This is a genomic window from Sphingobium sp. SA916, from assembly GCF_002894065.1.
In the GTDB taxonomy this organism is placed as follows: Bacteria; Pseudomonadota; Alphaproteobacteria; order Sphingomonadales; family Sphingomonadaceae; genus Sphingobium; species Sphingobium fuliginis.
This window is the reverse complement of the sequence record NZ_LXYF01000063.1, coordinates 119,811-130,063: the sequence shown is the minus strand read 5'-3', so window position 1 is coordinate 130,063 and position 10,253 is coordinate 119,811. Positions and strand designations below refer to the sequence as shown.

Here is a 10,253-nt window from a genome sequence, read left to right as displayed (position 1 = left end):
CGTCGCCGCCCCGCGCCAGGCCGCTCCGGCGCGTGTCGCGGCGGCTGCGCGCATGCAGCAGGCTCCGCGCCTTCAGCCGGCGGCTTTCCGCGCGAGTGGGAAGGGCGGCGGCCACTGGGTGGTCCAGCTCGGCGCCTATGACAATGCGGCCATCGCCAAGGAAAAATGGTTCTCCATGGCTCGCCGCAACAGCATGCTGGCGAATTTGCCGGTCGTCACCAGCCAGATCGCGGTGAACGGCGCCACCCTGGCCCGTCTGGCGGTCGGCGGCTTCGACGAGCGGGCGGAGGCGGTCGCGCTGTGCCGGGCCATACAGGCGCGGCGCGGTCAATGCTTCGTGCGGGAGAATGTGGCGGACGCGACGCCGCAGCGCTGGGCGCTGGCGACGCGCGGGCGCCAATTTGCCGGCCGCTGAAAAAATCTTTGCATTACAGGCGTCCTGCGGGCGGTTCCCCCATGGGAGCCGCCCGCTTCCTTTTTCGCTGCTGCCTGCGGGGCGTGAAATGGGGAAGAAGGCGGGGCGCGGGACATCTGTCCTCCTCCTCCACCTATCAGCATTTCGAATGGGTGTATTCGAAGAACTAAATCGCCTCCCTTAGATTATATTCATAATGCAACGCCCCGAAGGCCGACCGGACGTCGTGCCGAATGGAGCGGCGCGCGACAGCGCCGCCTGGGGGATATATGCGGTTGAGTTCGAAAATCGGGCGGGTCCTGGCGGCCGGCGCGAGCGCCATGGCCTTCTGCGCGGGCGGGGTCGCCGGGGCCGCGGAGCCCGATGCGCCGTCCCCGGCGCAGGCCGGGCCGGGAGACACCGGCGTGGAGGTGATCACGGTCACCGCGCGCCATCGCGCCGAAAAGCTTCAGGAAGTGCCGATCGCTGTCACCGCCCTGACGGAGCGGGACCTTGCCGCGTCCGGCAATTCCAGCATCCGCCAGATGCAGAGGCAGGTGCCGAGCCTTCAGATATTGGGGTTCAATCCGCGCAACATCACGATCCAGATCCGTGGGCTGGGAACGACGGGCGGCGCGGCCAACAGCGGCACCGAGCCGGGCGTCGGCATCTATGTGGACGGCGTCTATCATGCGCGTCCGTCGGTGGTCGTCTTCGACACTTTCGACGTGGCCAATGTCAATGTCCTGCGCGGTCCACAGGGCACGCTGTTCGGCAAGAACACGGTGGCCGGCGCGATCGAGATCACCAGCCAGCGCGCATCCTATGAGCCCGAATTGCTGGGGGAGGTTTCCTATGGCAATTACGACTATGGCCAGATCAAGCTGGCGGCGTCCGGGCCATTGGGGGACAGCGGCTTCGCGGTCCGGGTCGCGGGCATGAAGGCGGACCGCAACGGCACCGTCTATAACAGCGTCTACAGGGACGACTGGCAGGATCACCATAACCAGGCCGTTCGCGGGGAGCTGGCCTATCGCAATGAGGATGAGAGCTTCACCGCCCGGCTGAACGCCGATTATAACGACCAGAATTCCTATTCGGCCATGCCCCGGCGCGGCGTCCTGCCGAAGCTGCGCGCGGATGGCAGCGTCGCGACCGCAAGGGGCTATTACGACCGGGCGCGCGACGCCGGTTATGTCCCGCCGCCCATAGACGCCTTTGCGCGGCGCATCGATGTGGATACGCCGTTCACGATCAACATGCAGACCGGCGGCGCTTCGCTTACCCTGGTGAAGAAGCTGCTGGGGGATCACAGCCTCACCTCGATCACCGCATGGCGGTTCTGGGACTGGAATCCCTCCATCGACAGCGACGGCACCGGCGCGGCGATCAACATCCAGACCAATCTGCCTACCGCCCAGCGGCAATGGAGCCAGGAACTGCGCATCGCCTCCCCCGGCGGGGGCGCGGTCGACTATACGGCGGGGCTTTATTATTTCTGGCAGCGCACCCGCGAGGTGCCGTTCAACACCTATGGCAGGGATGCCGCCAAATATCTGCTGGGCGCCGCCTTCCCTTCGGAAGCGCTGAACAATTTCAGCCAGACCGGCCTGCAGCTCTTCCACACCAAAAGCTATTCCGCCTTCGCCAATGCGACATGGCATGTGGATGAGCGCTTCGACCTTACCGGGGGCATCCGCTACACCTATGAGAAGCGCTCGGGCCGTTTCGAATCCGTGGCCGTGGGCGGCGTGCTGCTGACCGACCCGGTCTTCTCCTCCCTGTCCCCCGAGCAGCTGACCGCCATCGCGTCCCGCCGGAACGGCTTCGCTCCCACGGCGCGATACGATGCGGCGACCGAGGGCGGGCGCGTGTCGGGGACGGTCAACGCGCTTTATCGGCTGGCCCCCGGCATCAACCTTTATGCCGGTTATTCGCGCGGCTTCAAATCGGCGGGGATCAACCTGGTGACGCCGGTGCAGCTCGCCAACGGGCCGGCTCCGGTGACTTTCGATCCGGAGATCGTGGATTCCTTCGAAATCGGCCTGAAGACCGACCTGTTCCACAACGCCGTCACCTTCAATCTTGCCGCCTTCCGGTCCGACGACAAGGGCTATCAGGCCAATCAGGGGGTGATCGTGCAGACGGGCAGCGGGCCCATCGCCCGCTATTTCATCACCAATGCCGGCAAGGTCAGGACCCAGGGCGTCGAAATGGATGTCCGGGCGAGATGGAACGGCCTGTCGCTGACGGGCGCCGCCACCTATAACGACGCCAAATACCGGTCCTACACCAACGCCCAATGCCCCTATCTGTGGGTCACGGCGGCCAATGGCGGCATCTGCGACATTTCCGGGCGCCAGATCGCGGGCGTGTCGAAATTCGTCTATACCATCGCCGCCGAATATGCCTTCGCCCCACGGCCGATATTGGGCACGGAGGCGACGCTGTTCCTGGGCGGCGACTATAATCACCGGACCGGTTTCTACGGATCGCTCAATACCGATCCCTTCGCCCGCGTGCCGGGCTATGGGCTGGCGAGCGCCTATGCCGGAATCCGGAGCGCCGACAATCGCTGGGAATTGCGGCTGTGGGGCCGCAACCTCTTCGACAAACAATATTTCGTCAATGCGTCGGTCGATCAGGTCACGACCTATTCCTACAACGGGACGCTTGGCGATCCGTGCTTCTACGGCGCCACGCTCCGGATGAAGCTGTGAACCGCGCCGCCGCCGCCCGCCGGGCCGCCCGAACCCTTCCAACGATCCCCGCCAGAAGCGGCTTTGCCCAGACAGGAGACAGCAGATGACGATTGCCAACCGGTTGAAGCTGGGCCTTGTCCTCCATGGCGTGGGCCGGGGATGGCAAAGCTGGCGCCATCCCGAAGCCATCATCGATGGCAGCACCAATATCGACCTTTATGTCGAGCAGGCGCAACTGGCCGAAAAGGGCCTGTTCGACTTCGTCTTCGTGGCCGACAGCCTTCAGATCGACGAAAGGTCCATGCCCCATTATCTGAGCCGGTTCGAACCGGCGACGATCCTTTCGGCGCTGGCGACCGTCACCAGCCATATCGGCCTGGTCGGCACTTTCACGGTATCCTATTCCGAACCCTTCAACCTGGCCCGCCAACTGGCATCGCTCGACAAGATCAGCCGGGGCCGGGCGGGCTGGAACGTGGTCACGTCCTGGCTTGCCGGGACCGCCGCCAATTTCGGCAAGGACAGGCATTTCGCCCATGACGAGCGCTATCGCCTGGCCGCGGAATATGTCGACGTGGTGCGGGGACTGTGGGACAGTTTCGAACCCGGCGCGCTGGTGGGGGACAAGGAGGCGGGCGTCTTCCTCGAACCCGGCAAGCTCCACACCCTGGATCATGCCGGGGAGTTCTTCCGCGTTCGTGGCCCGCTCAACCTCGACAGGACGCCGCAGGGTTATCCCGTGACCTTCCAGGCCGGCACGTCGGAGGAGGGCCGGAACTTCGCCGCCAGCTATGCCGATGCGATCTTCAGCGTGCCGCGCAGCAAGGAACAGTCGATCGCCTTCCGCAGCGATCTGCGCCGCCGCGCCGCGGAGGCCGGGCGCGATCCCGACAAGCTCTATGTCTTCGGGGCGATTTCCGCGCAGGTCGCCTCCACCCGGGAGGAACTCGACCGCCTGGTGGAGGAGCGCAATCGTTATAATTCGATCGAGAATGCCCTGTCGTCGCTCGGCCAGTCGTTCAACGACTATGATTTTTCCAGGCATGATCTGGACGCGCCCTTTCCCGCGGTGACGGAGGAATGGCTCAACAGCAGCCAGGGGGCGGTCACGCGCATCGTCAGCGCGGCGGTCGAGGAAGGGCTGACGCTGCGGCAGACCGCGCTGCGCTTCGGCAGGCCGATCGACAGCCTGGACGGCACGCCCGAAGAGATTGCGGACCAGATGCAGAGCTGGCTGGACGACGGCGCGATCGACGGCTTCATGCTGACGGAGGGGCTGCCGGGCCAGCTGAAGGCCTTTGTCGAGCAGGTCGTGCCGGTGCTGCAGCGGCGCGGATTGCTGCGGACCAGCTATGAGGGCGCGACCTTCCGCGAGAATCTGGACCTGCCGATACCGCAGAACCGCTATTCGGGCGCGGCGGCATGAGAATGAGCGGGGCGATCCGCCGGATGAAGGCGCTTTGGCGGACGCTGGCCGGCGCGGCGGTCGCTGTCCTGCTCGTTCCGCTTGGCGGGTGCGATCGCCCGGCCGACGGCGACGGTCAAGTCCTGCGCGTCGGCACGCACAGGGGCGGCACGCGGGGCATGATGCTTGCGGCCGGAGAGTTGAAGGACGTGCCCTACCGGATAGAATGGGCGCAGTTCCCGAGCGCCCAGACGCAGATCGAGGCGATTTCAGCGAATGCGGTGGATGTGGGGATTGCCGGCGTGGCCTCCTTCCTCTTCGCCTATAACGGCAACCCGCAATTGCGTGCGATCCAGGCCATGGACGGAGGACCGGAGCAGAAGGCGGTCGCCGTCATCGTTCCGGAAAAATCGCCGGCGCGGGACATGCGTGACCTTCGCGGCAGGTCGATCGCCACGACCAGGGGGTCGGTCGGGCACATTACGCTGCTCCAGGCGCTGGAACAGGCCCATCTGAAGACCAGCGACGTGTCGATCAGCTTCCTGAGCCCGAACGATGCCATGACCGCCTTCGCCACGGGCAAGGTCGACGCGCTTGCGATATGGCTTCCCTATCTGGCGACCGCGGTCCGCAGCCACCATGCGCGGGTGCTGACCTATGCCTGGAACGGCACATCCAACTATCTGGTGCAGGTGAGCAGCGACGCTTCGGTGCGGGCGAAACATGCGTTGCTGGAGGATTTCCTGCGCCGCTATGCGCGGGCGCAGCTCTGGGCGAACGGGCATCCGCGCGAATGGTCGGAAATCTCTTCGCGGGAAACCGGCGTTCCGCGCGACATCGCCGCCTACAGCGCCGAACGCTGGCACTGGACGCCTGCCCCGGTGGACGGCCGGGTGGCCGACGCCCTGCACGAAACGGCGCGGATCTTCGCCGCGGAGCTGCCGCCGCCGCACCGCGACGGCGCGGCGGGCCTGGATTCCAGCTTCGACGATGCGGTCGACGGATCGGGAGGCCGGCGCAGCGGAGGGTGATCCGCCTCCCTGAAAATCCCTGGTGGTGCGGCCATCGCTTTGCGCTTAGGTTCCCCCCTCGAAATCACGATCGGTCATGAGGTGGAGGATGAAGTACAGGATCGGTTTCGACGATCAGCGCAAGCTGGTTTCCGTTTCCTTCTTCGAATTTCTGGATGCGGAAACCGGCCAGCGCTACACCACGGAATTGTCTGACGGGCTGCGCGCCAGGCAGGGGAGGGGGCACTATAACCTCCTCATCACGGTCGGGCAGCAGGACATCATGCCCCAGGGCACCGTGGAGGCGATCAACGATCTGGTCGAATCCGAAGCCTTCAGGATCATCCGCAAGACGGCGGTGGTTTCGCACAGCGCGCTGCATGCGATGCAGGTCAAGAGGATCGGAGAAAACCGCCTGATCAGGCCGGTGGCCACCGAAAAAGAGGCAATGGACTGGTTTGCCGAGGAGGAAGGGCCGGAGTAGCGCCGGGCGATGCGCTACACCGGATGTCGTGGCAGATCGCTGAGCGCCGAGACATTGCGGTAGCGGGTGGCGCGGCCGATCACCATGCCGTCGGAAAGCTGATCGACCAGTTCCCGCTGGATTTCCTGCCACGGCGTCTGCGCCCTGGGCATGGGGAAGCCGCCTGCCGCCTCCAGCGCGTCCCGCCGCCGCGTCAGTTCGGCCTGCTCGACCAGCAGGTCCGCCCTGCGGCGGCGCAGATCGATGCGAATCCGGTCGCCGGACCTGACCAGAGCCAGATTGCCGCCGCTCGCCGCCTCCGGCGAGGCGTTGAGGATCGACGGGGAGGCGGAGGTGCCCGATTGCCGGCCGTCGCCGATGCAGGGCAGGACGCTTATTCCCCGCTTCACCAGGGCGGCCGGCGGGCGCATGTTCACGACCTCCGGAGCGCCGGGATAGCCGATCGGTCCCGCGCCCCGCATCACCAATATGCTGCTTTCGTCTATCCCGCTTGCCGGATCGTCGATCCTTTTCCGGAAATCCTCCGGGCCTTCGAACAGGACGGCCGTGCCTTCGAACGCGTCCGGATCGTCGGGATCGGCCAGATAGCGGTCCCGGAATTCGGATGTGATGACCGACAATTTCATGATCGCCGATGCAAAGAGATTGCCGCGCAGCACGATGAAGCCGGCATTCCGGCGCAGGGCCGTTTCGGCGGTGCGGATCACATCGCTGTCGGTTGCCACGGCATTCCGGCAATTCTCGCCCAGCGTGCTGCCGTTGACCGTCAGCGTGCCTTCATGGATGCGGCCCATCCGCATCAGTTCCGCGACGACCGCCGGAACGCCGCCCGCCCGGTGGAAATCCTCCGCCAGATAGGCGCCGGCGGGCTGCATGTTGACGAGCAGGGGAACGTCATGGCCCCGTTCCCAGTCCGCGATGCCGAAATCGACGCCGACATGGCGGGCTATGGCTATGATGTGGACCGGCGCGTTGCTCGATCCCCCGAGCGCGGTGTTCACGACCACGGCATTTTCGAAGGCTTCGCGCGTCAATATGTCGGAAGGGCGGATATTCTGCCGCACCAGTTCCACGATCCTGCGCCCGGTGCGATAGGCGGCGGCGCCGCGTTCCCGATAGGCGGCCGGAATGGTGCCGCTGCCGGGTAGGGAGAGGCCGAGCACTTCGGCCAGGGCATTCATCGTCGACGCGGTGCCCATCGTGTTGCAATAGCCGGCTGAGGTGGCGCCATCCATGATCGCCTTCCTCATCTCGCCCTCGCTGATCCGGCCGGCGGCATGTTCGGCGCGCAATTTCCAGGCGATGCTGACCGCGCCCGCCCGCTCGCCCCTGTACCAGCCGTTGAGCATCGGCCCGTTGGTGAGCACCATGGCGGGGATGTTGGCGGTCGCCGCCGCCATGATGCAGGCGGGGGTCGTCTTGTCGCAGCCCGTGGTCAGCACGACGCCGTCCAGCGGATAGCCGTGCAGCGTTTCGACCAGTCCCAGATAGGCGAGGTTGCGGTCGATCGCCGCGGTCGGACGGCGGCCGGTCTCCTGAATGGGATGGACCGGAAATTCCAGCGGAATGCCGCCTGATTCGCGAATGCCGTCCTTTACCCGCTGCGCGAGTTCGAGATGGCTTCTGTTGCAGGGCGAAAGGTCGCTGCCGGTCTGGGCGATGCCGATGATGGGCCGCCCGCTCTGGAGCTCTTCCGGCGTCAGTCCGAAGTTCAGATAGCGTTCCGTGTACAGCGAGGCGAGCACCGGATCCTCGGCATTGTCGAACCATTGCCGGGACCGCAGCCTGTGTTCCTCCCCGGACTTTCCGCCGCCGCTCATCTGCCGCCTCCCTGAAAAGTGACTTCCAGTAAAAAAGTCGATTTAATATTGTATGGTGGATAATGTGGCATATGATCGCGTCGGTGACAACTGCCGCCGAGTCCGGCGGATGCGGGGCGGGAAAACCCGGCCGGTGGAGGGGGAAGATCATGAGCGGACCCAATCATGTCGATCGAGGCCAGCGGAGCCCGGAAGGCGGCAGGCCTGCCATGACCGGCATTGCCGCCGGGCTGTGCAGGCGTCTTCTCGCCCCTTCCCTCGTGGCTGCGATGACGATCGGCCTTGCCGCCTGCCGCGGTCCGGCAGAGCCTTCCGTCGGCGGCAGTTCGGCGGACTGGGCGCATTATGGCGGGACGCAGGACGAGATGCGCTTCAGCCGGCTGGAGGAGATCAACGACGGCAATGTCGCGTCGCTGGGCCTTGCCTGGTCGCTCGATCTGGAGGGGGAGCATCAGCTGGAGGCGACGCCGCTGGCGGTCGGCGGCACGCTCTATTTCACCGGTCAGGACGCATCGGTCTATGCGGTCGATGCGCGGACCGGAAAGCGGCTCTGGCGCTGGGACTCACGGGAATGGGCGCTGCGTCCTCAGACCATGCATTATATCTTCTCGGTCAACCGTGGCGCTGCCTATTGGCAGGGCAAGGTCTATGTCGGCACGCGCGACGGCCGGCTGGTGGCTCTGGACAGCCGGACCGGCCGCCCCATCTGGTCGCGGCAGACGGTGGCGGAGGATTCCTTTCAGTTCATCACGGGCGCTCCCCGCGTGTTCAATGGCAAGGTGATCATCGGCAATGGCGGCGGGGACTGGGCCGCCAGAGGCTATGTCACGGCCTATGACGCGAACAGCGGCAGGCAATTGTGGCGTTTCTACACCGTGCCGGGCGATCCGGTGAAGCCGTTCGAGCAGCCGGCGCTGGCGATGGCCGCGAAAAGCTGGACCGGGCAATGGTGGAAATGGGGCGGAGGCGGCACCGTCTGGGACGGGATCACCTATGACGCGGAGATGAACCGCATCTATATCGGCGCAGGCAATTCGGGTCCCTATAATCCGCGCTTGCGCACGCCCGGCGGCGGCGACAATCTCTTCCTCGCCTCCATCGTCGCGCTGGATGCCGATACGGGCCGCTATATCTGGCATTATCAGGTCAATCCGCAGGAAGCATGGGATTACAAGGCGGCAGCCCAGATGACGCTGGCGCGGCTCACCATCGACGGGAAGCCGCGGCGCGTGTTGATGCAGGCGCCGACCAACGGTTTCTTCTATGTGATCGACCGCGACAGCGGGAAGCTGATTTCGGCCGAGAAGATCGGCAAGGTCAACTGGGCCGAGCGGATCGACGTGAAATCCGGCCGGCCTGTGGAGGTGCCCAATGTCCGGTATGAAAAGGGGCCGATAACCATCTGGCCGGGCCCGCAGGGCGCGCATAATTGGCAGTCCATGGCCTATAATCCGGATACGGGGCTGGTTTATATACCCTATATGCAGCTCGGCGCCGTCTATGAGGAAGACAAGGCCTTTCTGGAGAGGGTGAAGGCGAACGGCGGCGAGCCCATATTCGGCGTTTCGGGCGCAGGCACGCATTTTTCGATCCATGCCGATCCGAACGACCCGCGCGACGGCAAGGGCGAACTCATCGCCTGGGACCCCGTGGCGCAGAAGGCCCGGTGGAAGGTCCAGTATGACAGCCTGTGGAACGGCGGCACGATGACCACGCGGGGTAACCTCGTCTTCCAGGGCGATGCCGACGGGATATTGCACGGATATGATGCCCGCACCGGCAAGCAACTGTGGCGTTTCAACGCGGGGCTGGGGATCATCGCGCCGCCGATCACCTATGAAGTGGACGGCAGGCAATATCTCTCGCTGCTGGTCGGCTATGGCGGCGGCGTGGCGATGCTGGGCCGGTATGCGGATCGCGGCTGGAAATATAATGCGCAGCCCCGGCGTCTACTGACCTTCGCCCTGGGGGGCAAGGCGCGGCTCCCGAAGACGGCGCCCGCGGATTTTCAGGTTCGCGCGGTGGACGATCCGAAGCTGGTTCTGGATGAAGCCGCGGTCAAGCGCGGCGCCAGGCTCTATGGAGCGAACATGTGCCACGCCTGCCATGGCGCGGGCCTCAACAATACCGGCGTTCCCGGGCCGGACCTTCGGGAATCGGGCGTGGCGCTGGATTACCAGGCCTTCTCGCAGCTTCTGTCGGAAGGGCCGCTCATGGAGCGGGGCATGCCCCGCTTCGAAACCCTCTCCGATGCGGACAAGCGCGCGCTGTGGAGCTATATCCGGGCAGGAGCGCGCGTGTCGCTCGGCAAGCGCAAGGCGAACGACGCGCCCGTGAAGGCAACCGCATTCTGATGGCATGATGATGGGCGGAAACGGCCGGGGGACATGCTTTCACGCCCGAATGGAGCGGAATGTTCCTCTGGTTTCGCGAAGCCG

7 protein-coding genes are annotated in these 10,253 nt (G+C 65.3%); 6 read left to right on the top strand and 1 reads right to left on the bottom strand.

Features of this window, described 5'->3' with window-relative positions; translation table 11 throughout:
* The 5 genes from A8G00_RS19290 to A8G00_RS19270 all read left to right on the top strand — a co-directional run.
* Positions 1 to 415 (top strand): SPOR domain-containing protein (locus tag A8G00_RS19290; protein WP_146032621.1); only part of this gene is annotated, 415 nt, incomplete at its 5' end.
* A 269-nt stretch (positions 416 to 684) separates the two neighbouring features.
* Complete coding sequence (locus tag A8G00_RS19285) at positions 685 to 3,114, top strand: TonB-dependent receptor (protein ID WP_172451916.1); 2,430 nt, start codon at positions 685 to 687, stop codon at positions 3,112 to 3,114.
* Between the two features lie 85 nt (positions 3,115 to 3,199).
* The gene (locus A8G00_RS19280) at positions 3,200 to 4,522 is read left to right on the top strand and encodes an LLM class flavin-dependent oxidoreductase (RefSeq protein ID WP_037483682.1); all 1,323 of its coding nucleotides are present in this window, start codon (positions 3,200 to 3,202) and stop codon (positions 4,520 to 4,522) included.
* A 2-nt stretch (positions 4,523 to 4,524) separates the two neighbouring features.
* The gene (locus A8G00_RS19275; RefSeq protein ID WP_172451915.1) at positions 4,525 to 5,532 is read left to right on the top strand and encodes an ABC transporter substrate-binding protein; all 1,008 of its coding nucleotides are present in this window, start codon (positions 4,525 to 4,527) and stop codon (positions 5,530 to 5,532) included.
* 88 nt (positions 5,533 to 5,620) lie between these two features.
* The gene (locus tag A8G00_RS19270; RefSeq protein ID WP_025550956.1) at positions 5,621 to 5,995 is read left to right on the top strand and encodes a hypothetical protein; all 375 of its coding nucleotides are present in this window, start codon (positions 5,621 to 5,623) and stop codon (positions 5,993 to 5,995) included.
* Between the two features lie 14 nt (positions 5,996 to 6,009).
* On the opposite strand, the gene A8G00_RS19265 is transcribed toward A8G00_RS19270, so the two are convergent.
* Positions 6,010 to 7,815, bottom strand: a complete 1,806-nt coding sequence (locus tag A8G00_RS19265; protein ID WP_103001426.1) for an IlvD/Edd family dehydratase — start codon at positions 7,813 to 7,815, stop codon at positions 6,010 to 6,012.
* A 149-nt stretch (positions 7,816 to 7,964) separates the two neighbouring features.
* On the opposite strand from A8G00_RS19265, the gene A8G00_RS19260 reads away from it, so the two are divergent.
* Positions 7,965 to 10,169 (top strand): PQQ-dependent dehydrogenase, methanol/ethanol family, encoded by a 2,205-nt coding sequence (locus A8G00_RS19260; RefSeq protein ID WP_172451914.1) that lies wholly within the window; start codon positions 7,965 to 7,967, stop codon positions 10,167 to 10,169.
* Positions 10,170 to 10,253 lie beyond the last annotated feature (84 nt).